The organism is Mesorhizobium sp. B2-4-6, from assembly GCF_006442775.1.
Classification (GTDB): Bacteria; Pseudomonadota; Alphaproteobacteria; order Rhizobiales; family Rhizobiaceae; genus Mesorhizobium.
The window spans coordinates 139,798-161,139 of sequence record NZ_VFVI01000014.1 but is presented as its reverse complement, the minus strand read 5'-3'; the positions used below and the strand labels follow the sequence as shown (position 1 = coordinate 161,139).

The 21,342-nt window shown below is 64.4% G+C and carries 23 protein-coding genes and 1 pseudogene; 18 read left to right on the top strand and 6 right to left on the bottom strand.

Features of this window, described 5'->3' with window-relative positions:
* Nucleotides 1-236: 236 nt before the first annotated feature.
* Both FJ957_RS27460 and FJ957_RS27450 read left to right on the top strand, forming a co-directional pair.
* Nucleotides 237-899: an outer membrane protein gene (locus FJ957_RS27460; protein WP_140835958.1), complete on the top strand. Its 663-nt coding sequence runs from the start codon at nucleotides 237-239 to the stop codon at nucleotides 897-899.
* 464 nt (nucleotides 900-1,363) lie between these two features.
* Nucleotides 1,364-1,522 carry a DUF1127 domain-containing protein gene (locus tag FJ957_RS27450; protein WP_140835956.1) on the top strand — a complete coding sequence of 53 codons (159 nt, stop codon included), beginning with the start codon at nucleotides 1,364-1,366 and terminating at the stop codon, nucleotides 1,520-1,522.
* Nucleotides 1,523-1,563: 41 nt separating this feature from the next.
* Here the strand turns inward: FJ957_RS27450 and FJ957_RS27445 are convergent, their stop codons facing one another.
* Nucleotides 1,564-2,304, bottom strand: coding sequence for a sulfotransferase family protein (locus tag FJ957_RS27445; protein WP_140835955.1), 741 nt, complete (start codon nucleotides 2,302-2,304; stop codon nucleotides 1,564-1,566).
* Nucleotides 2,305-2,574: 270 nt separating this feature from the next.
* Here FJ957_RS27445 and FJ957_RS27440 point away from each other — a divergent pair, with 270 nt between their 5' ends.
* Both FJ957_RS27440 and FJ957_RS27435 read left to right on the top strand, forming a co-directional pair.
* Nucleotides 2,575-3,816 (top strand): PLP-dependent aminotransferase family protein, encoded by a 1,242-nt coding sequence (locus tag FJ957_RS27440; protein ID WP_181180735.1) that lies wholly within the window; start codon nucleotides 2,575-2,577, stop codon nucleotides 3,814-3,816.
* A 213-nt stretch (nucleotides 3,817-4,029) separates the two neighbouring features.
* Entirely contained in the window at nucleotides 4,030-4,578 is a 549-nt protein-coding gene (locus tag FJ957_RS27435) for a YbhB/YbcL family Raf kinase inhibitor-like protein (protein WP_140835953.1), read from the top strand.
* Nucleotides 4,579-4,637: 59 nt separating this feature from the next.
* Here the strand turns inward: FJ957_RS27435 and yghU are convergent, their stop codons facing one another.
* A complete protein-coding gene (gene yghU, locus FJ957_RS27430) occupies nucleotides 4,638-5,507 on the bottom strand; it encodes a glutathione-dependent disulfide-bond oxidoreductase (RefSeq protein WP_140645498.1) in 870 nt (289 codons plus the stop codon).
* Between the two features lie 343 nt (nucleotides 5,508-5,850).
* Between yghU and FJ957_RS27425 the strand changes: the two genes are divergently transcribed.
* Entirely contained in the window at nucleotides 5,851-6,753 is a 903-nt protein-coding gene (locus FJ957_RS27425) for a S1C family serine protease (RefSeq protein ID WP_140835952.1), read from the top strand.
* A 12-nt stretch (nucleotides 6,754-6,765) separates the two neighbouring features.
* On the opposite strand, the gene FJ957_RS27420 is transcribed toward FJ957_RS27425, so the two are convergent.
* Nucleotides 6,766-7,110, bottom strand: a complete 345-nt coding sequence (locus FJ957_RS27420) for a VOC family protein (RefSeq protein ID WP_140835951.1) — start codon at nucleotides 7,108-7,110, stop codon at nucleotides 6,766-6,768.
* A 149-nt stretch (nucleotides 7,111-7,259) separates the two neighbouring features.
* Between FJ957_RS27420 and FJ957_RS27415 the strand changes: the two genes are divergently transcribed.
* Nucleotides 7,260-7,862: a YdeI/OmpD-associated family protein gene (locus FJ957_RS27415; protein WP_140835950.1), complete on the top strand. Its 603-nt coding sequence runs from the start codon at nucleotides 7,260-7,262 to the stop codon at nucleotides 7,860-7,862.
* Nucleotides 7,863-7,977: 115 nt separating this feature from the next.
* Here the strand turns inward: FJ957_RS27415 and FJ957_RS27410 are convergent, their stop codons facing one another.
* Entirely contained in the window at nucleotides 7,978-8,307 is a 330-nt protein-coding gene (locus FJ957_RS27410; protein ID WP_140835949.1) for a hypothetical protein, read from the bottom strand.
* Between the two features lie 212 nt (nucleotides 8,308-8,519).
* Here FJ957_RS27410 and FJ957_RS27405 point away from each other — a divergent pair.
* The 6 genes and pseudogenes from FJ957_RS27405 to FJ957_RS27380 all read left to right on the top strand — a co-directional run.
* Nucleotides 8,520-8,618: pseudogene (locus FJ957_RS27405) on the top strand (NADP oxidoreductase); the annotation flags it as partial.
* Between the two features lie 326 nt (nucleotides 8,619-8,944).
* The gene (locus FJ957_RS27400) at nucleotides 8,945-10,153 is read left to right on the top strand and encodes an ABC transporter substrate-binding protein (protein ID WP_140835948.1); all 1,209 of its coding nucleotides are present in this window, start codon (nucleotides 8,945-8,947) and stop codon (nucleotides 10,151-10,153) included.
* A gap of 44 nt (nucleotides 10,154-10,197) precedes the next feature.
* On the top strand, nucleotides 10,198-10,962 hold the full coding sequence (locus FJ957_RS27395) for an ABC transporter ATP-binding protein (protein WP_140835970.1): 765 nt from the start codon (nucleotides 10,198-10,200) through the stop codon (nucleotides 10,960-10,962).
* Nucleotides 10,959-11,663: an ABC transporter ATP-binding protein gene (locus FJ957_RS27390; RefSeq protein ID WP_140835947.1), complete on the top strand. Its 705-nt coding sequence runs from the start codon at nucleotides 10,959-10,961 to the stop codon at nucleotides 11,661-11,663. The genes FJ957_RS27395 and FJ957_RS27390 overlap by 4 nt, the downstream gene beginning before the upstream one ends.
* Before the next feature lie 7 nt (nucleotides 11,664-11,670).
* Nucleotides 11,671-12,558 carry a branched-chain amino acid ABC transporter permease gene (locus FJ957_RS27385; protein ID WP_140835946.1) on the top strand — a complete coding sequence of 296 codons (888 nt, stop codon included), beginning with the start codon at nucleotides 11,671-11,673 and terminating at the stop codon, nucleotides 12,556-12,558.
* Between the two features lies 1 nt (nucleotide 12,559).
* Nucleotides 12,560-13,543: a branched-chain amino acid ABC transporter permease gene (locus tag FJ957_RS27380; RefSeq protein WP_140835945.1), complete on the top strand. Its 984-nt coding sequence runs from the start codon at nucleotides 12,560-12,562 to the stop codon at nucleotides 13,541-13,543.
* A 32-nt stretch (nucleotides 13,544-13,575) separates the two neighbouring features.
* Here FJ957_RS27380 and FJ957_RS27375 read toward each other — a convergent pair whose 3' ends face one another.
* A complete protein-coding gene (locus FJ957_RS27375; protein WP_140785385.1) occupies nucleotides 13,576-14,268 on the bottom strand; it encodes a helix-turn-helix domain-containing protein in 693 nt (230 codons plus the stop codon).
* A 176-nt stretch (nucleotides 14,269-14,444) separates the two neighbouring features.
* On the opposite strand from FJ957_RS27375, the gene FJ957_RS27370 reads away from it, so the two are divergent.
* Together FJ957_RS27370 and FJ957_RS27365 are read left to right on the top strand one after the other, a co-directional pair.
* Nucleotides 14,445-14,771 carry a DUF1330 domain-containing protein gene (locus FJ957_RS27370; RefSeq protein ID WP_140835944.1) on the top strand — a complete coding sequence of 109 codons (327 nt, stop codon included), beginning with the start codon at nucleotides 14,445-14,447 and terminating at the stop codon, nucleotides 14,769-14,771.
* A gap of 150 nt (nucleotides 14,772-14,921) precedes the next feature.
* Entirely contained in the window at nucleotides 14,922-15,422 is a 501-nt protein-coding gene (locus FJ957_RS27365) for a hypothetical protein (protein WP_140835943.1), read from the top strand.
* Between the two features lie 73 nt (nucleotides 15,423-15,495).
* Here the strand turns inward: FJ957_RS27365 and FJ957_RS27360 are convergent, their stop codons facing one another.
* The gene (locus FJ957_RS27360) at nucleotides 15,496-15,969 is read right to left on the bottom strand and encodes an Lrp/AsnC family transcriptional regulator (protein ID WP_140835942.1); all 474 of its coding nucleotides are present in this window, start codon (nucleotides 15,967-15,969) and stop codon (nucleotides 15,496-15,498) included.
* 109 nt (nucleotides 15,970-16,078) lie between these two features.
* Here FJ957_RS27360 and FJ957_RS27355 point away from each other — a divergent pair, with 109 nt between their 5' ends.
* The 4 genes from FJ957_RS27355 (at nucleotide 16,079) to FJ957_RS27340 (ending at nucleotide 21,215) form a co-directional block, all read left to right on the top strand.
* Nucleotides 16,079-17,281, top strand: coding sequence for a diaminopropionate ammonia-lyase (locus FJ957_RS27355; protein ID WP_140835941.1), 1,203 nt, complete (start codon nucleotides 16,079-16,081; stop codon nucleotides 17,279-17,281).
* Nucleotides 17,278-18,513 carry a Zn-dependent hydrolase gene (locus FJ957_RS27350; RefSeq protein ID WP_140835940.1) on the top strand — a complete coding sequence of 412 codons (1,236 nt, stop codon included), beginning with the start codon at nucleotides 17,278-17,280 and terminating at the stop codon, nucleotides 18,511-18,513. The genes FJ957_RS27355 and FJ957_RS27350 overlap by 4 nt, the downstream gene beginning before the upstream one ends.
* A gap of 202 nt (nucleotides 18,514-18,715) precedes the next feature.
* Nucleotides 18,716-19,912: a diaminopropionate ammonia-lyase gene (locus FJ957_RS27345; protein WP_140835939.1), complete on the top strand. Its 1,197-nt coding sequence runs from the start codon at nucleotides 18,716-18,718 to the stop codon at nucleotides 19,910-19,912.
* 148 nt (nucleotides 19,913-20,060) lie between these two features.
* Nucleotides 20,061-21,215 carry an amidohydrolase gene (locus FJ957_RS27340; protein ID WP_140835938.1) on the top strand — a complete coding sequence of 385 codons (1,155 nt, stop codon included), beginning with the start codon at nucleotides 20,061-20,063 and terminating at the stop codon, nucleotides 21,213-21,215.
* Nucleotides 21,216-21,342: the final 127 nt, after the last annotated feature.

The window sequence follows — 21,342 nt, the reverse complement described above, 5'->3', positions numbered from 1 at the left end:
GGCTCACCACGTCGTAAGCGGCTTCCAGTTCCCAGTCCTCGTAGAAGCCGGAGCGGTAGCCGATCATGTTGGCGCGGGGTGGGAAGGTGGGGCCGAAAACCAAGTGGATTAGAAGCCGTTAATTTGTTGCCGAGCTACAACTCGCGCTATCCAAAAAGCCCTTTGCCGAAGCTTTTGATGACGTGGCGGATCCGAATTGTGGCATACATATGTGGTCGATCGATGCGGAGACATTCATGAAGCTGGCGCTCCTTTGTTCGGTTGCTTTTTTGGCAGCCACGTCTCCGGTTCTGGCGGCGGACCTTGTGCAGCCCGTCGCGACAATGCCTTTTTCATGGACCGGCTTCTATGTCGGCGGCCAGGCCGGCGGCGGCTGGAACGACAGCCGCTGGTCGGGCAACGGTTTCCCAACGTTCAACACCAATGGCTCCGGCGGCATTTTCGGCGGCCAGATCGGCTACAACTGGCAGATCGACCAGTACGTAATCGGCATCGAGGGCGACTTCTCGGGCTCGACCGTGAAGGGCGACAATCAGTGCGCCGCGAGCCCAGGCACCACTTGCGAGACCAAGCAGGACTATCTGGGCTCGGTGCGCGGCCGTCTTGGCTATGCAGTCGACCGCTTCATGATTTATGGCGACGCGGGCGTTGCCTTCACCAAGTATAAATTTGCTGAGGTCGACTTGTTTCCGCAATCGTTCGGCGGTGGCTCGCGTGTCGGCTGGACCGCGGGTCTGGGCGTCGAATACGCCTTGACCGATCATTGGACCGCCGGCGTCGAGTGGAACTATTACGACTTCGGCTCCAAGTCCGGTGAAAGCGACCAGCAGCCAGGCTTCTTTGTCGACAACCGTGACACGCAAAATGTCGTTGTCGGCAAGATCAACTACAAATTCTAAGGCAGGTCCAGGAAAGCGCGTGGCGGCTTAAGGCCAACCCTTCGCTTGACAGCCGATGTGCCGATGCCGCACCCTTCCGCGAAAGGTTGGGGACTTTGCCGTGAAGAAAGAATATTCCAAGCCGGCGCTCGTCCGCAAAGGACGGCTCTCAGCGCAGACCGCGCAGCAGGCCGGATCGGATTCGCAGGCGCCGGAGTAAAGCGCGCCCTCCCTTTCGGCTGGACATGTATCGACACATCGGGCGATAAGACCAAGCGTCCGACATTGCAGGCACGCAGTCCGGCGACTGGCGCGTCGCCGCACGGTCGATCCCACAAATTAGTTTGCATGCATATGTTTCAAGCCCCTCCGGTTTCGTGAAGCATTTCACCGTTCGCGCGCAATCCACCGGTTACAGACGCATCGCAAAAGCGGCACCGGGAAGAGGCGGCACCGGTTTCCGCCGCTGATTTATGGGGGTTTCCATGTTCAAAAGTCTTAATCGAATCCGCGCCGCCTTTGCGCAGGCCAGCAAGCGCCGTCGCACGACGCGTGAGCTGAACGAGCTGCCGGCGGAGGTCCAAAAGGACATTGGCTGGCCGGAACAGTCTAACGACCTCGACGAGATCCGGTTGCCGTTCTGATCGCGGCCGCCTGCGGCACTGGCAGACGAATAGGGGGGTTGCTATCCCAGCCACCACCATAAACCGCCGACCGCCAGCGCGATCAGGGCCGCAACGCCGGCAAGCATCAGATAGGATCCCATGATCATCTCGTTGATGATCTTCTTGATGCTGGCGCGGTCGTTGAGATTGGGAAAGGGCTCGTTGGGCAGCGCGACCCCGAGGAAACCGCAGAGCGGCGCCCAGCCGTCGCTGACCTTGAACACCAAAAGCTTCTCCGGCGGCACCGCCGCCTTCACCTCTTCGATATAGGAATTGTAGCGCGCCACCGCCTTATCGCGGTCGTTCATCACGCCCTTCAGCGTTCGGCCCCAGATCAGCTTGCGCGACATATCGCCGAACTTGCGGCCGAAGGGTGTGAGCCATTCCAGCACTTTGAATTGCCAGACATTCTCGGTGAAATAGATCGTGTCGATTGTGCTGTCATACCAGGCTTCGCCTCCGCGCGGATGCAGCGTCAACAGCACTTTAGCGTCGGGATAAGCGGCCATCAGCTCACGCCACACGCAGCAGCCCGGATTGTCGACGGTTGCCCGGTAGTTGGAAAAGACCCGGTTCCAGTCGTGCTGGCTGCCCGGCGGGCTGTTCGCCACCTTGCGCCAGAAGTCGAGGTGGCCCTTGTTGGCCTTGTTGATGATGACTTCCTGCATGTGGTAGCTCGGAAAGCCCAGCCGGTTCAGTGCGGCGAAAGTCGACCACGTGCCGGTGCGGCCGAAACCGGCCCCGATGACTTCGAGTGTCATGCGCGTCCCCCTTGGTCCGGATTGATTTTCTCTCGACGTCCGGTTCTTTGGTCATCATCGTGCGCGCGGCCGGCCGATCGTGCAATGGCTTTCCATTAGCATTTGCGAAAATCTGTGGGCCAAATGTCGCCTCGACGATGCGCCATGACCGTTTTGTGTATTCACGCGAAAGGCGCGGCCTGATAATAGGTCAACCAAACTGACCTAAATAAGCACTGCGGGAGGTGCGCCTTGACCCTGTTGAACCTTCTGGCCTCGCGCTCCTCGCGCATGAAGGCTTCGGAAATCCGCGAGCTGTTGAAGTTGCTCGACCAGCCGGACATCATCTCCTTCGCCGGCGGCATTCCCGACCCGTCGCTGTTTCCGGCCGAAGCCATCGCCGATGCCTACCAGGCGGTGCTGGGCGGCAAGGAGGCGGGGGCCGCGCTGCAGTACCAGGTCAGCGAAGGTTTCCTGCCGCTGCGCAAATGGCTGGCCGCCTATATGGGCAAGCTCGGCGTTCCATGCGACGAGGGCAACATCTTCATCACCTCCGGCTCGCAGCAGGCGCTCGACTATCTCGGCAAGCTGTTCCTGTCGCCCGGCGACACGGCGCTTGTTACCTGGCCGACCTATCTCGGCGCGCTGCAGGCCTTCAACGCCTATGAGCCGCGTTACGACCGGCTGAACACAGCCGGCGGCAACATGACGCCGGAGGCTTATCGCGCCGCGGCGGCCGTCCCCTCTGTTTTTTCGAAAGGGGGCGGCAAGGTGAAGTTCGCCTATCTGGTGCCGGATTTCGCCAATCCGACCGGCAACACGCTGGACGCCAAGCAGCGCGAGGCGGTGCTCGACCTCGCCGGTGAGCTCGACATCGCCGTCATCGAGGACGCGGCCTACCGCGCGTTGCGCTATGACGGCGAAGGCATGCCGCCGATCCTGGCGCTCGACTGCGCCCGCTCCGGCGGCATCGATCATGCGCGCACGCTCTATTGCGGCTCCTTCTCGAAAATCCTGTCGCCCGGCATGCGTGTCGGTTGGGTGTGCGCGCCGCGCCATGTGGTGGAGAAGCTGGTGCTGATGAAGCAGGCTTCCGACCTGCACAGCCCCTCGATCAACCAGATGGTCATGCACCGCGTCGCCGAGACCATCTTCGACGCCCAGGTGGACAAGCTGATCGGCGCCTACCGCAAGCGCCGCGACGCGCTGCTTTCCGCGCTGGAAGCCAACATGCCCGACGGCATTACCTGGAGCCGCCCGGACGGCGGCATGTTCGTCTGGCTGACGCTGCCGGATGGCGCTGACGCCACCGAGCTTTTGGCGCGCTCGGTCAAGGAGGCGCGCGTCGCCTTCGTGCCGGGCAACGCCTTCTACGCCGACGGCACCGGCCGCAACACGCTGCGCATGTCGTTCACCCTTGCCGACGACCGCGCGGTGAACGAAGGCGTGCCGAGACTGGCGAAGCTGCTGCGGGGGGTAAGCCGGCTATCACCTCATTCTCGCGCAGGCGTGATTGGTAGTGCGCAGCCGTGATTGTCCGCGCGGCCGATTCCTCGGCTAGTGTCGCGACCGATCCAACACCCCCTGGATCGACCTGACCTTGGGGTCCCACCTCCATGGTCCGAACGAAGAGCCCCGACGGCCTCCACCGGCGGGGCTTTTTCGTCGTCCAGGCAGGCCGGTCGCGGCAGCTTGCCCTTTTTCGGGCCGCTTTTCCGCTACGCTGCGTTCTCCAGGGAGGATCAAATGACAACCTTGCGTCTCGGCTTCACCATGCTTGTCCTTGTCGCCTCCGCCGGCCATGCGGCGGCCTTCGAGATCTCCAGCCCGTCGGTTTCGGACGGCAAATGGGACGCGAAATATCTCGGCGACAAGGCCGGCTGCGGTGGGCAAAGCGTCTCGATCGCCCTTGCCTGGAAGGATCCGCCCGCCGGCACCAAGAGTTACGCGCTGACCATGTTCGACACCGACGCCAATGGCGGCAAGGGTTTCTGGCACTGGCTGGCCTGGAACATCCCGGCGAGCGCCAAGGGTCTGAAAGAAGGCGCCGGCGCGCAGGGCGGCAAGCGCATGCCCAAGGGGGCGGTGCTCGGCAAGGGCGGCGTCGGCCGCGCCGGCTATTTCGGCCCATGCCCGCCGCCGGGCAGCGGCCAGCATCACTATGTCTTCACGCTCTATGCGCTGGGCGAAAGGACGCTGCGCACGCCGGACAATCCGTTACCGGACATGGTCTCGGTCGCCGCCAAGAGCTCCGCGCTCGGCGTGGCGACGGTGACGTATACGTATGGAAGGTAGCGGGGCGCTGGCGATAGCCAATCTCCCTCACGAGGCGGGAGATCGGCAGCTTCAACGCCTCACTCCGCCGCCTCCAGCTTATCCTGCGTCTTCGTCTCGAAGTCGCTGGCGTCATGGCGCTCGCGCAATTGGAAGGCCGGATCGCCGGACATGCGGTTGACCATGCGGCCGCGGCTTACCGCCGGCCTGGCGTCGATCGCGTCGGCCCAGCGCTGCACGTTCTTGTATTCATGCACCGAGAGGAACTGCGCGGCGTCGTTGTAGCTGCGGCCCTTGGCCAGCCCGCCATACCAGGGCCACACTGCCATGTCGGCGATGGTGTAGTCCGGGCCGGCAAGATACTCGCTCTCGGCCAGCCGGCGGTCGAGCACGTCCATCTGCCGCTTGGTCTCCATGGCGAAGCGGTCGATCGCATATTCGATCTTGTGCGGCGCATAGGCGTAGAAATGGCCGAAGCCGCCGCCGAGATAGGGCGCCGAGCCCATCTGCCAGAACAGCCACGAAAAGGTCTCTGCCCGCGCCGCGCGCTCGGTCGGCAGGAACGCGCCGAATTTTTCCGCGAGATAGGTGAGGATCGAGCCGGATTCGAACACGCGCACCGGCTTCGGCTCGCTGCGGTCCATCAGCGCCGGGATCTTCGAGTTCGGGTTGACCCCGACGAATCCGCTGCCGAACTGGTCGCCATCGCCGATCTTGATCAGCCAGGCATCATACTCTGCGCCCTTGTGGCCGAGCGCCAGCAACTCCTCCAGCATGATCGTAACCTTCTGGCCGTTGGGCGTGGCCAGTGAATAGAGCTGCAGCGGGTGCTTGCCGACCGGCAGTTCCTTCTCATGCGTCGGGCCTGCGATCGGCCGGTTGATCGAGGCGAACTGACCACCATTGGGCTTGTTCCAGGTCCAGACTTTCGGTGGGGTGTATTCGTCCATGTTGGCGGCCCTGTGTTTCGTAAGCGGCGGGAAGTCCGCCACGGATGCCGCTAGACTTAGGTGCGGTTCCGCGCGCGTCAAAGAAAAAAGTTCAATCTTCGTTGAACTTGCGCTTGTGCCAGCGCCTTTCCCTTTTCCCGTGTGGGAGAAGGTGGATTGGCGCGCGGCGCCGAGACAATTGAAGTGTTTCCAGCGGAGCGTTGCGTCTGTGCTCTCTGGAGCCCCTCATCAGTCGCCTTCGGCGACACCCTCTCCCACAAGGGGGCAAGGGGGAAATCCGCCCTTGCGCCGCGCTCCTTCGGCCATACTTATAGGCAAAGACCCCGCAATGCAGGATGGATCGATGACCATCGAGAAAATTTCGCGCTCCGTCGTCGCCGTGCGCGCCACGGTGCCGGACGACGCTTTCACCGCCAATGCGCTGGGCACGCGTCGCGAAGGCAGCGGCGTGGTGATCCGCGACAATGGCCTGGTGCTCACCATCGGCTATCTCATCACCGAGGCCGAGGAAGTGTGGCTGACCGACCAGGACGGCCGCGTGGTCGCCGCGCACGCGCTTGCCTATGACCAGGAAACCGGCTTCGGCCTTGTTCAGGCGCTGTCGCCGCTCAACCTTGCGGCTGTGCAGTTCGGCAATGCCAGGAAGACCAATATCGGCGATGCCGTGACGCTCGCCGACGGCATCGGCCAGCAGGTCGACGCTCACATCGTCACCAAGCAGGAATTCGCCGGCTACTGGGAGTATCTGATCGACGAGGCGATCTTCATTGCGCCCGCGCACCCGTCCTGGGGCGGGGCCGCGCTGTTCGATCGCAACGGCAAGCTGCTCGGCGTCGGATCGCTGCGCCTGCAGATGAGCCGCGCCGGCGAGGTGGCCGACATCAACATGGTCGTGCCGATCGATCTTCTGACGCCGATTCTCGACGATCTCATCAAGCGCGGCCAGGCGGCCAAGGCGCCGCGTCCGTGGCTCGGCGCCTTCTCGGCCGAGTCGAACGGCATGGTGGTGGTGATGAGCGTGGCCGAAGGCGGCCCGGCCGCCCAGGCCGGCCTGCGCCAGGGCGATATCATCTCCGACGTGCGCGACGGCGAAGTCGACGGCCTGGCCGATTTCTACAGAAAACTCTGGCAGAACCCGGCTGGCGCTGAAATTCCGCTGCGCGTCGTGCGCGACGGCCGCGAGACCTGGCTGCGCGTCAAATCCGCCGACCGCAATTCCTTCCTGAAGAAGCCGCAGCTGCAGTAGGCTTGAAGCGCTTCAGTTCAGCCGCGCGCTGGCGAGAACGACGAGGTTGTTGTCGGGGTCGCGCATGCGCATGATGTAGAAGTCCTTCGCATCCTCGACCGGGCCTGGATTTAGGCCGGCATCGGTCAGGCGTTTGCGCTCCGGTTCGAGTGGCAACACTCCGATGGTCAGCGTGCTTGTGCCCGCCTTGTCCTTGTCCTCGAAGAGTTGCACTTCCGCGCTGTCGGTGAACTGCCATTCCACCAGCCCAGCCATCGGTCGGCGGGCAGGGGCCTTGCCGAACAGTTTTTGGTACCACTTCACGCTGGCTTCCAGATTGGAACAACTGACGTGGGCGAAGATCGTCTCGATACCCATTTGGCGCTTCCTCGGTTTGGATTAGGCAGGAACGCGGCGCCGAGCCGGTGCGTTCCGAAAAGCGTCACTGCCGACAGAAACTGGCACCAGCCGTCGCTACAACCGCTGCGGAATCGTCCACACTGGTGGCGACGAAAGACGAGGTGACGATGGCTCCGATCAAGGTCGACCCGGACAAGGTGCGCGAGTTCCCCGATGCCGAAAGCTTCCGTGCCTGGCTGGCCGACAACCACGCCTGCGAAAGCGAGGTCTGGATCAAGGTCCACAAGGTCGGGTCGGGGCTGGCGTCGATCACGCCGAAGGAGGCGATCGACGTCGTGCTCTGCTTCGGCTGGATCGACGCGGTGCGCAAGTCGCTCGACGAGAAGAGTTTCCTGCAGCGCTACACCCCGCGCGGCAGGAAGAGCATCTGGAGCAAGATCAACATCGACAATGTCGCGCGCCTGATCGAGGCGGGCCGTATGACCAGCCACGGCTTGCGCGAGGTCGAGGCGGCCAAGGCCGACGGCCGCTGGGAGCGGGCCTATGGCGGGTCGAAGGAGATGACAATCCCGCCCGACCTGCAGGCAGCGATCGATGCCGAGCCGAAGGCGAAAGCGATGCTGGAAAAGCTTTCGGCGCAGAACCGCTTCGCACTCGCTTTTCGCACCCATAACATGAAGACCGAGGCGGGCCGAAAGAAGAAGATCGCAGATCTGGTGGCGATGCTGAAGCGCGGCGCGACGATCCACCCGCAGAAGAAGAAGCCGTAGACGCAAACAAAAACGCCGCCCGGAAGGAGGGCGGCGTTTTCGGGAAGCGATGATCCTGAACCCTTTGCAAGCGGTCCCGGATCATCCGGTCATGAAGTTCGAAACGCGTCAGGCCTTATGCGGCCTTCTTCGCAACATGCTTCTTCACATGGTGCTTGCGCACGTGATGCTTCTTCACGTGATGCTTCTTGGCGTGATGCTTCGAGTGCTTCTTCACGTGATGATGCTTACGGGCATGATGACGGTGATGCTTCTTGTGCGGGCCATTGCTGGCCGGCTTGGCGGCATCGGTCGCTGCCGGCTTCGCGGCTTCAGTGGTCGCGGCCGGAGCAGTCGTAGTCGTGGTGGTCGTCGCGGCGGCGTTGGCTTCGGTGGTGCCCAGCGCAGGCACCGCGAAAGCGAGCGCGACGGCAAGGCCGAGCGCGGAAAGAACGGTCTTTTTCATAATCGGCATTCCTTGGTTAAGAACAATGTCCTGTGTCGCGCGCCGCAAATCATCGGCTGCTCCGCTGCCGCTTATGACAGGCGCTCTTTTCGCGAGTTTTTCCCGACTGTTGAATCTTGTTTCTGGATTGTGTCCGGTAAAACTGGCGCGCCTTCTCGACGGTGATGTGGACGACGCTGGGCAGCGAGGCGCATCGCGCCGGCGACCGCATCGGCGACGATGCCGGAGCGCTGGCGCTCGCGGAGCAACTGGTGACGGACGCCGGCTTCGACCCGATCGTCGTCGGCACGCTGCCCGAAGCCAAGCGTTTCGACCCCGGCATCCAGGTCTTCGACAGCAACACGAGCGGCCGCGAGGCGAGGGGCGTTGATCGGCCTCGGTTGAGGCTGCCGGAAGGTCACGCTGCCGTGACCCAACGCCATGCTACGAAAATAGCATTCTCGGCCTGTGAAAGGTGGTGCTAGGCTCGTGCCCGTGCACCCAAGGCACGCCGCGGCCCAGTCCGCAAAACAGGAGGGCCCGCGAGAGGAGGAGCGGCAAGGCGGGATCGAGGCTCCAATCCAAAATCCGAAGGAACTGTTGAACCATCGCGAGGCAGCCGCGTTTCCCGTGGTTGGCCACAAGGGAGGAACCACCAGTGAAAGCATCCTATCTCGTCTCGGCCGCGCTTTTTGCGGCATCCGCAATGCCGGCCGCGGCCGGCGAAATCTCCGACGGCAAGGTCAAGATCGGCATCCTCAACGACCAGTCGGGCGTCTATGCGGATTTCGGCGGCAAGTGGTCGGTCGAGGCCGCCAAGATGGCGGTCGAGGATTTCGGCGGCAAGGTGCAGGGCGCGCCGATCGAGATCGTCAGCGCCGATCATCAGAACAAGCCCGACATCGCCTCCAACATCGCGCGCCAGTGGTACGACACGGAGCAGGTCGACGCGATCATGGAGCTCACGACGTCTTCCGTGGCCTTGGCCGTCCAGGGGCTTTCCAAGGAAAAGAAGAAGATCGACATCGTCACCGGCGCAGCCTCCACCGACCTCACCGGCAAGCAGTGCTCGCCCTATGGCTTCCACTGGGCCTATGACACCCATTCGCAGGCTGTCGGCACCGGCGGCGAGTTGGTCAAGCAAGGCGGCGACAGCTGGTATTTCATCACCGTCGACTACGCCTTCGGCTATTCGCTGAAGGACCAGACCGCCAAGCTGGTCGAAGCCAGCGGCGGCAAGGTGCTGGGCGAGGTGCGCTATCCGCTCGGCTCCACCGACTATTCCTCCTTCCTGCTCCAGGCGCAGTCCTCCGGCGCCAAGATCGTCGGGCTTGCCAATGCCGGCCTCGACACCTCGAACTCGATCAAGCAGGCGGCGGAATTCGGCATCGTCGCCGGCGGCCAGCGGCTGGCGGCGCTTCTCTTCACGCTCGCCGAAGTGCATGGGCTCGGCCTCCAGGCGGCGCAGGGCGTGGTGCTGACCGAAGGCTTTTACTGGGACCGCGACGACAAGAGCCGCGAATTCGCCCAACGCTTCTTCAAGCGCACCAACCGCATGCCGAACATGATCCAGGCCGGCACCTACTCGGCGGTGACGCAGTATCTGAAGGCCATCGACAAGGCCGGCACCGACGAGACCGAGGCCGTGGCCAAGGAACTGCATGAAATGCCGGTCAACGACGTCTTCACCGCCAACGGCAAGGTGCAGGCCGACGGCTCGATGGTGCACGACATGTATCTCTACCAGGTCAAGAAGCCGGAAGAGTCTAAGAAGGACTGGGACTACTACAACTATCTGGCGACCATTCCGGGCGACAAGGCCTTCATGAAGGCCGAAGACAGCGGCTGCCCGCTCGTCACCAAGTGACGCTCGACACCGCTACCGCCGTCCGGCCGGACAGCACGGATCAGATGCCGCGGGTGGTGCTTTCCGCCCGCGGCCTCAGGCGCGACTTCGCCGGCTTCGTCGCGGTGAAGGATGTCGACCTCGACGTCCATCATGCAAAAATCCATGCGCTGATCGGCCCGAACGGCGCCGGCAAGACCACGATCTTCAACCTGTTGACCAAATTCCTGCAGCCGACCAGCGGCAGGATCGAATTGCTCGGCACCGACATCACCCGCACGCCGCCGGCTAAAGTGGCGCGCATGGGCCTCGTTCGTTCCTTCCAGATATCGGCGATCTTTCCGCATCTCTCCGTGCTCGACAATGTGCGCGTGGCGCTGCAGCGTCCGGGCGGGCTCGGCTACCAGTTCTGGCGCCCGGTCGCCGCACTGGATCAGCTCACGCCAAGGGCGAGCGAGCTGCTCGCCATCGTAGGTCTTGACGACGCGGCGCATCGGCTCGCCGGCGATCTTTCCTACGGCCGCAAGCGCGTGCTGGAGATCGCGACCACGCTGGCGCTCGACCCGAAAGTGCTTCTGCTCGACGAGCCGATGGCCGGCATGGGACATGAGGATGTCGGCATGATCTCCGGCATTATCCGCTCGTTGGCGAAGGACCGCGCCGTGTTGATGGTCGAGCACAATCTCACCGTGGTTGCCGACCTCTGCGACTGGATAACCGTCATGCAGCGCGGCCAGGTGCTGGCGGCCGGCGACTACGCCGCCGTCAGCCAGGACGAGCGCGTGCGCGTCGCTTACATGGGGACAGCGCACGAAGAGGGCGGGGCATGAGTGAGCCGCTGCTTGCCGTGCGCGACCTCCACGCCTGGTATGGCGAAGGCCATGCGCTGCACGGCGTCGACCTCGATGTCAGGCGCGGCGAGACCGTCACGCTGCTCGGCCGCAACGGCGTCGGCAAGACGACGACGCTGCGCGCCATCATGGGCCTGATCCGCAAGCGCACCGGCTCCGTCACCTTCAACGGCAAGGACCTGATCCACCTGCCGCTTCACCGCGTCGCGCATCAGGGCATCGGCTTCGTGCCTGAAGAGCGCGGCATCTTCGCCACCCTTACCGTCGACGAGAACCTGATCCTGCCGCCGGTCGTGGCCAAGGGCGGCATGAGCGTGGAAGAAATCTTCGAGCTCTTCCCCAACCTCAAGGAACGCCGCGACAGCCAAGGGACAAAACTATCCGGCGGCGAACAGCAGATGCTGGCGATTGCGCGCATCCTGCGCACCGGCGTCGAGATGCTTTTGCTCGACGAGCCGACCGAAGGCCTGGCGCCGGTCATCGTCCAGCGCATCGGCGAATTGCTGGCGACGCTGAAGAAGCGCGGCATGACCATCCTGCTGGTGGAACAGAACTTCCGCTTCGCCGCCCGCATCGCCGACCGCTTCTACCTGATGGACCACGGCAAGGTGGTGGAAGGATTCCCGATCGGGCAGCTTTCCGCGCACACCGACAAGCTGCACGAGGTGCTGGGGGTATGAGCGCGCCATGTTGACGGTCTTCGGCATCCCCATCCAGGCCTTGCTCGGACAGCTGCTTGTCGGCCTGATCAACGGCTCCTTCTACGCCATGCTCAGCCTCGGCCTCGCTGTTATCTTCGGCCTGCTGCGCATCATCAATTTCGCCCATGGCGCGCTCTATATGCTGGGTGCCTTCATCGGCTATCTGCTGCTGGTGCATTTGGGCATCGGCTACTGGCCGGCGCTGGTCCTTGTGCCGCTTATCGTCGGCCTGTTCGGCATGGCGGTCGAGCGCGTTGCCTTGTCGCGGCTCTACCGCCTCGACCCGCTTTACGGCCTGCTCTTCACCTTCGGCCTCGCCTTGGTGATCGAAGGCGTATTCCGCTATTACTACGGCGTCTCGGGCAATCCCTATGCCGTGCCGACGCTGCTCGCCGGCGGAACCAATCTCGGCTTCATGTTCCTGCCCAACTACCGCGGCTGGGTGGTGGTGGCTTCGCTCATCGTCTGCATCGGCACCTGGCTGCTGATCGAAAAGACGAGGCTCGGCTCCTATCTGCGCGCCGCCACCGAGAACCCGCAACTGGTGCAGGCCTTCGGCGTCAACGTGCCGTTGCTGCTCACGCTCACCTACGGGCTGGGCGCGGCCCTTGCGGGGCTCGCCGGCATTCTCGCCGCTCCGGTCTACCAGGTCAGCCCGCTGATGGGCTCGGACCTGATCATCGTCGTCTTCGCCGTCGTCGTGGTCGGAGGCATGGGCTCGATCCTGGGCGCCATCGTCACCGGCTATATGCTCGGCCTCGCCGAGGGCCTGACCAAGGTTTTCTATCCCGAGGCCTCGAACCTCGTCGTCTTCGTCATCATGGTGATCGTATTGCTGCTCAGGCCCGCCGGCCTGTTCGGAAGGGATGCCTGAGATGAGCGAGGCGACCCTTCACGCAGAACGCGCCGCCACCTCGCTCAGGCTCGAACGGGCACTGATCGCGCTGGGCATCGTGGCGCTGATCGCCGCGCCCTTCTTCGTCTATCCGATCTTCGTCATGAAGATGCTCTGCTTCGCCTTGTTCGCCTGCGCCTTCAACCTCTTGCTCGGCTACACCGGCCTGCTCTCCTTCGGCCACGCCGCCTTCTTCGGCGGTGCGGCCTATTTCTGCGCCTACGCCGTGAAAGCTTGGGGCTGGCCGCCGGAGGCAGCCATCCTGCTCGGCACCGCGGGTGCCGCAGGCATGGGCCTCGTCATGGGCTTCCTCGCCATCCGAAGGCAGGGCATCTATTTCTCGATGATCACCCTTGCGCTGGCGCAGATGTTTTATTTCTTCTGCGTCCAGGCGCCCTTCACCGAGGGCGAGGACGGCATCCAGGGCGTGCCTCGCGGCCACCTCTTCGGCGTCGTCGACCTCAACGTCACCATGAACATGTATTTCTTCGTGCTTGCCGTCTTTCTCATCGGCGTGTTCGCCATCTGGCGCATCGTCAATTCGCCCTTCGGCATGATCCTGCGCTCGATAAGAGAGAACGAGAACCGCGCCATTTCGCTCGGCTATTCCGTCGGCCGCTACAAGCTCGCCGCCTTCGTCATGTCGGCGGCCCTTGCCGGCTTCGCCGGCGCGACCAAGGCGATCGTCTTCCAGTTCGCGACCCTCACCGACGTCACCTGGCAGATGTCGGGCGAGGTGATCCTGATGACGCTGCTCGGCGGCATCGGCACCATGGTCGGCCCGGTGGCCGGCGCCGGCCTTGTCGTCGGCCTGGAGAATACGCTTGCCACCTCCGGCTTCCCGGTGACCATCGCCACCGGGCTGATCTTCATGATCTGCGTGCTGATCTTTAGGCGCGGGATTGTCGGGGAGATTTATGCAAGATGGCTGGGGCGCGCCGAAGCCGGCAGCGACACGCATTGATGCCATGAGCGATCAACTGGCGACGTCAGGAATTAGGCCGCGCGCTTCGGTTCGACCGCGAATGGACTGAGCCCGAGCCAGGTTTGCATCTTCCTGCCGATGGCCTTGTCGCCGGTCAGTACGACCTTCACGCCGGCCGTCTCGACGGTCAGCAGGCCCATCCAGATTGCGGTCATCGTGTGGAGATCGGTCGACACGTAGAGGTCGACCTCGAAGCCTGGATCGTACCAGCAAAGATCGACCTCGCCGTGCTTCTCGACGATCAGCCACCACGAGCGTTTCGAAGCCGGGAGATCCTGATACAGAAATTGTATCACGGTTCTTCCCTCGGGCAGCGGCGAGGGGTTCAGATTACGCCGCATATCCCACATCAGCAGGGACGGATCGAGGTTCTTCAACGACAGCCGCGACTCGACCCATTTCTGTCCCCAAAAGCCCATTGCCTCGACGACCGGGCGCAAATCGCGTCCCGCCTCGGTCAACCGATAGTCGAAGATACCCTTCTCGCCGGGGACTTCCCGGCGCTCCACGATCCCCGCCAGCTCCAACTCCTTCAGCCGTTGCGACAGAAGGGTCGGCGACATTTTCGGCACGCCACGGCGCAGGTCGTTGAAGCGGGTCGAGCCTGCCACCAGCTCGCGCATCAGCACCATCGTCCAGCGGGTGCACAGCACCTCGGCGGCCATCGATAGCGGGCAGAACTGCTTGTATCCGTGCTGGGCCATGATCTGTGTCCTCCCTCGAAGTTGGGTGGAACATTAGACGTTCATGAATGAAGCGGCGAGTACAGAAACTGTACCGGCCCGGTACAGATCGCGGACTGGTTGGCGCGAGCCCTGCCGTGCGAGCCGTTTTGGCCGACGCACGGGATACCCTGTGCGCAGCAACCAGGAGACTGACCATGACCGCTTACCTTATCGCGGATATCAAGGTGAAAGATCCGAAATGGATACCGGACTACGCCGCGACCGTGCACGACCTCGTTCACAAGCACGGCGGCAGATATCTGGCGCGCAGCGGCAATGTGAAGACGCTCGAGGGCAAGCCGCTCGACACGACGCTGATCGCCCTGATGGCCTTCCCGTCGGAAGCGGCGGCGCACGCCTTCACCAGCGATCCGGCCTACGCCCCCTTCGTGTCGGCCCGCCAGGGCGGCAGCGACAGCCGCTTCCAGCTGATCGACAACACCGACCTGGCCGGAACGATTTCGTACCTGCCGAAGGGATGATCGGCAGCCGCCGCATCCAATCCGGGATCATCAAGCACAAACAGCCACGGCGCTTGCCTGTCGCGCCGCCGTATTGTCGGCGGCCGGCCAGCCGTGCTTTTCAGGAAGAACGGAACGAAAATGACACCACACTTTTGTAACAGGCTTCTCATGGCAGCGGCCGCGCTGACGGCCTTTACGACCTTCGCCCAGGCGCATCAGGACGCAGCTGCGTCCGTGTCGGGCGCCAGCCCGCTGGCCGACAAGGTGCGAGCGGCCAACAGCCGCTTTCTCGACGTCAAGGCCGCTACGGCCGAGGGCTATGCGCCCATTCCTTGCGCCAGCGGCGTCACCGGCGGCGCCATGGGCATCCACTACGTAAACGGCGAGTATCTGAAGGACGACAAGATCGATATCGCCCGTCCGGAAGCGGTCATGTACGAGCCGATGGCCGACGGCGCGCTGAAGCTGGTGGCGGTCGAATACATCACCTCGAAGGGACCGGCGTCGCTCGACGGCCAGCTGTTCAACTTCAACAGCGCGCCCAATCGCTACGGTCTGGGCGAGTTCTACGAACTGCATGTCTGGGCCTGGAAGGGCAACCCGACCGGCACCTTTGCCGACATGAACCCGAAAGTGTCGTGCGAACACGCGGCGTCGCCGACCCAGTAGACGCTGGAGATCGGCGAAAGCCAGGACGACAGCCGATCTCCCCCTTGTTGGGGAGGTCGGCAGCTTCGGCGCCTCACTCCACCGGCACTTCCAACCCTACCTTCACCCGATCCATCGCGACAAACGTCCGGAACCGTTTCACATTGTTGTTCTCGAAGAACAGCCGCCGGGTCAGCGCTTCGTAGTCGGCCATCGTCGCCACGGTGACGACGAGGATGAAATCGGCCTCGCCGGTGACGTAATAGCATTGCTGCACCTCGGGCACTTCGGCAAAGCCGCGCTTGGCGGCATCGATCAGCTCGGCGCGCTCGCTCTCCACCTCGACCTCGACGAAGATGGTGATCGGATGGCCGACCTTGGCAGGATCGACCAGCGCGACATTGGCGCGGATGACGCCGGTCTCCTCCATGCGCTTGATGCGCCGCTGCACGGCCGGCGCCGAGAGGTTCACTGCTTCGCCGATCGCGCGCTGCGGCGTGGTGTTGTCCTTCTGCAGGATGGCGAGAATGGCGCGGTCGAAGGCGTCGAGGTCGGGCAAAACAGGCATGGCAGCGTTCCAGACGAAACAAACTTGCATTTCAAGCCCCAAAACAGAGCGCTTCTCTCGCCTCGCTTGCAATAAATTTCAACGCATCGAGATGGAGAAAGGCCGACCCATGTTCCTGCTCAACCGCCACCCGGATCATCGCCAGCCGCTGACCGAGGAAGACGCCGCGACGCTTGGGCTCGCCGGCGCCGGGGAGGCCGAGCGCTTCCTTGCCGCGCGCGACAACAATGCCGAGACGCCGCTTCATGCCTTGCCGGCGCTGGCGGGCGAACTCGGCATCGGCTCAGCTTACATCAAGGACGAGGGCAAGCGCCTCGGCCTCGGCAGCTTCAAGGCGCTCGGCGGCGCCTATGCCGTCATGCATCTGGTGCTGGAGGAGGCCGGCAGGCTGCTAGGCCGCGCCGTGGATGTCGGGGAACTGCACAAGCCGGAGGTGAGGGCGATCGCCGCGCAAATGACCTTCGCCTGCGCCACCGACGGCAATCATGGACGCTCGGTGGCGCAGGGCGCCGGCCTTGTCGGCGCGCGCTCCGTCATCTTCGTCCATTCCGGCGTCAGCGACGAACGCGTGGCGGCCATCGCCCGCTTCGGCGCCGAGATGGTGCGCGTTGCCGGCGACTACGACCAGTCGGTCAGGGAAGCCGCCCGCGTTGCCGCCGAGCGCGGCTGGACCGTCGTCTCCGACACGTCCTGGCCGGGCTATGAGCGCATTCCAGGACTGGTGATGCAGGGCTATACCGTGATCGTGGGCGAAGCGCTGAAGCGTTTGCCTGAGCCGCCCACCCACGTCTTCCTGCAGGCTGGCGTCGGCGGCTTCGCCGCGGCGGTGGCCGGCCATCTCGCCATCAGGCTTGGCGAAGATCGGCCGAAGACAATCGTGGTCGAACCCGCGCGGGCGGCGTGCGTCTACGCCACCGCCAAGGCCGGCCGCCCGGTGGCCATCGCGCACAGCAAGCCCACGGTGATGGCGATGCTCGAATGCTATGAGCCGTCCTTGGTCGCCTGGCGGGTGCTGTCGCGGATCGGCGATGCTTTCATGACGGTCGAGGAAGAGGATGCGATCTCGGTGATGAACCGCCTGGCGCGACCCCAGGCGAACGATCCGGCGATCGTCTCCGGCGAGAGCGGCGGGGCAGGCCTCGCCGGGCTGATCCGCGCTGTCGGCGACAGGAAGATACGGGCGGCGCTCGGTCTCGACTCCAACTCCCGCGTGCTGATCGTCAACTCCGAAGGCGCGACGGATCCCGGCCGCTATGCCGAGCTGGTCGGCATGGCGCCGGACGAGGTCGCAAACGCAAGGCAGCCGGCATGAGCAATCTGACGATCAACGCCGACCGGCTTCTAGGCCGTATCGAGGAACTCGGCGGCATCGGCCGCGACGCTCAGGGACGGCTCGTGCGCGTCGCCGCTTCCGACATGGACAAGCTTGGTCGCGACCGCCTCGTCGGCTGGCTGGAAGAGGCAGGGCTTGAGGTCGCCGTCGACCGCATCGGCAACATTTTCGGCATTTGGAAGGATGGCGCCAACGAAAGCCAGGCGCCGCTCTTGCTCGGCTCCCACATCGACACGGTGATCGACGCCGGCATCTATGACGGCTGCTATGGCGTGCTTGCCGGCCTCGAAGCGATCGAGAGCCTGAAGGAGGCCGGCTTCGCGGCGGCGCGCCCGCTTGTCGTTGCCGCCTTCACCAATGAGGAGGGCGTGCGCTTTTCGCCCGACATGATGGGTTCGCTGGTCTTTGCCGGCGGCCGCGACCTCGGGGAAGCGCTGGCCTCGGTCGGCACCGACGGCACGGTGCTGGGCAAGGAGCTTGAGCGCATCGGCTATGCCGGTAACCATGAGCCCGGCTTCCTCAAGCCGCATGCCTATGTCGAATTGCATGTCGAACAGGGGCCGGTGCTCGAACGCGAAGGCATCGCCGTCGGCGCGGTCGAAAACCTGCAGGGCATTTCGTGGCAGCGCGTCACCATCGACGGCGAGGCCAACCATGCCGGCACCACGCCCATGTCGATGCGCCGCGATGCCGGCGTCGCCGCCGCGCGGGTGATCGGCTTTCTCGCGGACCGGGCCAGTGCGTCGTCGACGCGCACGGTCGCGACCGTCGGCACCATCGCTTTCGAGCCCAACGCCATCAACGTCATCCCGTCGCGGGCGACCTTCACCATCGACCTGCGCGACCCGGTCGAAACGCACCTTCGCGAGGAGGAAACCGCGCTCGCCGCGTTCCTTGACCAGCTTGCCGCAAGCACCGGTGTCACCATCCATGCCGAAAGCCTGGCGCGATTCGAGCCGGTGACCTTCGATGCCCGCATCGTCTCGCTGATCGAGGATGGCGCCAAGGCCGCCGGCCTTTCGTGCCGGCGCATGACCTCGGGCGCCGGACACGACGCGCAGATGATCGCGCGCATCGCGCCGTCGGCGATGATCTTCGTGCCGAGCCGGGGCGGCATCAGCCACAACCCGGCCGAGTTCACCGCCGCCAGCGAACTTGTTGCCGGCGCCAACATCCTGCTCGGCGTCGCCGCCAGGCTGGCGGCCGATTGACAGGGGGCGGGCGTCTACGGCGTTTCGGCGGCAGGCCAATACCACCAAAAATAGTCAAGTTGGCTATATCGAGTCCTTCCGAAGCGAACATTCGGCGACATCCAATCGAAACAAACTTCAATCACTTAGCCAATTAAAGCGCGCGGAATCGCGCCGGAATCGCATCCGCCAACAGAATTCAGTGCCTAGCAGGAAGACTAGCATGCTGCTTCTCAACCAACGCCCAGAACACAACCAGCCGTTGGTTGCCGCCGATGCCGAGTCCCTCGGCATGGCCGGCGGCGCGCGGGCAGAGCATTACCTCAAGGCGCGCGACAACGATGCGGAAACGCCGCTGCACGCCTTGCCGGCGCTGGCCCAGACGCTCGGCATCGCGGCGCTTCACGTCAAGGATGAGGGCCAGCGTCTTGGCCTGGGCTCCTTCAAGGCGCTGGGCGGTGCCTATGCCGTTATGCGGCTGGTGCTGGAGGAGGCCGGCAAGTGGCTCGGGCGCGATGTCGATATCAGTGAGATAAACGACGCCAGGGTGCGCGAGATCGCGTCGAGCATGATCTTCGTCTGCGCCACCGACGGCAACCACGGCCGCTCTGTGGCGCAGGGCGCCAGTCTCGTCGGCGCTCGCTCGGTGATCTTCGTCCATGCCGGCGTAAGCCGCGAGCGTGTCGCGGCCATCGCCCGCTTCGGCGCCGAGATCGTCGAGGTCGAAGGCGGCTATGACCATGCGGTGCGCGAAGTCGCCCGCGTCGGCGCCGAGCGCGGCTGGAAGATCGTCTCCAACACGTCCTGGCTGGGCTATGAGCGCGTCCCCGGACTGGTCATGCAGGGCTACACGGTGATCGTGCGCGAGACGTTGCGGCGCATGGCCGAGCCGCCCACGCATGTCTTCCTGCAGGCCGGCGTCGGCGGCTTCGCCGCGGCGGTCGCCGGCCATATGGCTGTCGTGCTTGGCTCCAGCCGGCCGAAGGCCGTGGTGGTCGAGCCGCGGCGCTCGGCCTGCGTCTACGCTTCGGTTGAGGCCGGACGTCCGGCAACGATCCCAAATCAGGAGTCGACCGTGATGACGATGCTCGAATGCGCCGAGCCGTCCTTGGTCGCCTGGCGCGTGCTGGCGCGCGTCGGCGATGCCTTCATGACGGTGGAAGAGGAGGACGCGGTCGCGGTGATGAAGCGGCTGGCGCGGCCGCTGGGCAACGATCCGGCCATCGTCTCCGGCGAAAGCGGCGGAGCAGGCCTCGCCGGGCTGGTCCGCGCCGCAGGCGACAGGCACATGCGCGCGGCGCTCGGCCTCGATGCGCGTTCGCGCGTGCTCGTCATCAACTCGGAGGGCGCGACCGACCACGGCCGCTTTGCCGAGCTGGTCGGGATGGCGCCGGAAGAAGTGTTCCTGCAGACTGCGTGAAAGCAATTCAGGAAAAGTGCGGGCCGGTTTTCCGTCCGGGATTGCGTCGAGAAAAGAGCAATTCCAGGAAAAGTGCGCTGCCGTTATGCTCGGCGACTTCGCTGTAGCCTTCCGGAATTGGGTCGAGAAAAGGGCTTGAGGGGCGACGATGGCTGAACTCGACCAACAGGCTTTGCACAGCGAGATGACGGCGTGGCGGCGCGATCTCCATGCCCATCCCGAGTTCGGCTTCGAGGAAAAACGCACAGCCGCGTTCGTCGCGCAAAAGCTGCGCGACTTCGGACTTGAGGTGGCCGAAGGCGTCGGCGGCACCGGCGTCGTCGGCACGCTGACCCGCGGCAGCGGCAACCGCGCCATCGCGCTGCGCGCCGACATGGATGCGCTACGCATCGCCGAACAGGGCACGCGAGCCTGGCGCTCGCAAACATCCGGCACCATGCATGCCTGCGGCCATGACGGCCACACCGCGATGCTGCTCGGCGCGGCAAAGCTGCTTGCCGCCGAAGGCGGCTTCGACGGCACGGTGCGCTTCATCTTCCAGCCGGCCGAGGAATGGGGCAGGGGCGCGCTGGCCATGCTGGACGACGGCCTGCTCGAGCGCTTTCCCTTCGAGGAGATATTCGGGCTGCACAACCTGCCGGGCCTGCCCATCGGCCATTTCGAAACCCGCGGCGGTCCAGTCATGTCGGCCGAGGATAATTTCGAGATCGTGCTCAAAGGCCTCGGCGGCCATGCGGCGCGGCCGCATGCCGGCCGGGAGACGCTGGTCGCCGCCTGCGCGCTGGTGGTCAACCTGCAGACCATCGTCTCGCGCCGCCTGAGCCCGGCCGACATCGGCGTCGTCTCGGTGACCGAGCTCATCACCGACGGCGTCCGCAACGCGCTGCCGGGGCTGGCGCGCATCCTCGGTGATTGCCGCAGCTTCCGGCCCGAGGTGAGCGCCGCGATCGAAAAGGAGATGCGCCGCATCGCCGAGGGCACGGCGCAGGCCTATAATGTCGCGGCTGAAATCGCTTACACCCGCGAGTTCGTGCCTTTGATCAACGACGCGGCGCTGGTGGACGAGGCGCTTGCGGCGGCCCATACGGTGCTGGCCGACGACGCGGTTCGCGTCGCTGCCGAGCCTATGACCGCTTCGGAGGATTTCGCCCGCTTCCTCGACCAGGTCCCCGGTTGCTTCGTCTTCATGGGCAATGGCGGCACCGCGCCGCTGCACAACCCGGCCTATGATTTCAACGACGAGGGCCTGCTGCACGGCGCGCGGTTTCATGCGGCGGTGGTGAGGAGACGGCTGGGCGGTTAGGCATCTCCCCCCTTGTGGGGGAGATGCCCGGCAGGGCAGAGGGGGGCGCTGTCCCGCCAGCGTTTCAGGCTCTCGCAGGCGAACAGCTTTGCCAGCAGCCTTGATCGAAATTCCTGCAACGCCGCGA

Coding starts and splice junctions, on each gene's coding strand:
- FJ957_RS27355 (WP_140835941.1), top strand. CDS start 16,079: ATGTTCCTGCTCAACCGCCACCCGGATCATCGCCAGCCGCTGACCGAG.
- yghU (WP_140645498.1), bottom strand. CDS start 5,507: ATGGACGAATACACCCCACCGAAAGTCTGGACCTGGAACAAGCCCAAT.
- FJ957_RS27425 (WP_140835952.1), top strand. CDS start 5,851: ATGACCATCGAGAAAATTTCGCGCTCCGTCGTCGCCGTGCGCGCCACG.
- FJ957_RS27385 (WP_140835946.1), top strand. CDS start 11,671: ATGTTGACGGTCTTCGGCATCCCCATCCAGGCCTTGCTCGGACAGCTG.
- FJ957_RS27370 (WP_140835944.1), top strand. CDS start 14,445: ATGACCGCTTACCTTATCGCGGATATCAAGGTGAAAGATCCGAAATGG.
- FJ957_RS27390 (WP_140835947.1), top strand. CDS start 10,959: ATGAGTGAGCCGCTGCTTGCCGTGCGCGACCTCCACGCCTGGTATGGC.
- FJ957_RS27440 (WP_181180735.1), top strand. CDS start 2,575: ATGAAGGCTTCGGAAATCCGCGAGCTGTTGAAGTTGCTCGACCAGCCG.
- FJ957_RS27460 (WP_140835958.1), top strand. CDS start 237: ATGAAGCTGGCGCTCCTTTGTTCGGTTGCTTTTTTGGCAGCCACGTCT.
- FJ957_RS27350 (WP_140835940.1), top strand. CDS start 17,278: ATGAGCAATCTGACGATCAACGCCGACCGGCTTCTAGGCCGTATCGAG.
- FJ957_RS27345 (WP_140835939.1), top strand. CDS start 18,716: ATGCTGCTTCTCAACCAACGCCCAGAACACAACCAGCCGTTGGTTGCC.
- FJ957_RS27420 (WP_140835951.1), bottom strand. CDS start 7,110: ATGGGTATCGAGACGATCTTCGCCCACGTCAGTTGTTCCAATCTGGAA.
- FJ957_RS27365 (WP_140835943.1), top strand. CDS start 14,922: ATGGCAGCGGCCGCGCTGACGGCCTTTACGACCTTCGCCCAGGCGCAT.
- FJ957_RS27360 (WP_140835942.1), bottom strand. CDS start 15,969: ATGCCTGTTTTGCCCGACCTCGACGCCTTCGACCGCGCCATTCTCGCC.
- FJ957_RS27445 (WP_140835955.1), bottom strand. CDS start 2,304: ATGACACTCGAAGTCATCGGGGCCGGTTTCGGCCGCACCGGCACGTGG.
- FJ957_RS27435 (WP_140835953.1), top strand. CDS start 4,030: ATGACAACCTTGCGTCTCGGCTTCACCATGCTTGTCCTTGTCGCCTCC.
- FJ957_RS27410 (WP_140835949.1), bottom strand. CDS start 8,307: ATGAAAAAGACCGTTCTTTCCGCGCTCGGCCTTGCCGTCGCGCTCGCT.
- FJ957_RS27375 (WP_140785385.1), bottom strand. CDS start 14,268: ATGGCCCAGCACGGATACAAGCAGTTCTGCCCGCTATCGATGGCCGCC.
- FJ957_RS27450 (WP_140835956.1), top strand. CDS start 1,364: ATGTTCAAAAGTCTTAATCGAATCCGCGCCGCCTTTGCGCAGGCCAGC.
- FJ957_RS27340 (WP_140835938.1), top strand. CDS start 20,061: ATGGCTGAACTCGACCAACAGGCTTTGCACAGCGAGATGACGGCGTGG.
- FJ957_RS27380 (WP_140835945.1), top strand. CDS start 12,560: ATGAGCGAGGCGACCCTTCACGCAGAACGCGCCGCCACCTCGCTCAGG.
- FJ957_RS27415 (WP_140835950.1), top strand. CDS start 7,260: ATGGCTCCGATCAAGGTCGACCCGGACAAGGTGCGCGAGTTCCCCGAT.
- FJ957_RS27395 (WP_140835970.1), top strand. CDS start 10,198: ATGCCGCGGGTGGTGCTTTCCGCCCGCGGCCTCAGGCGCGACTTCGCC.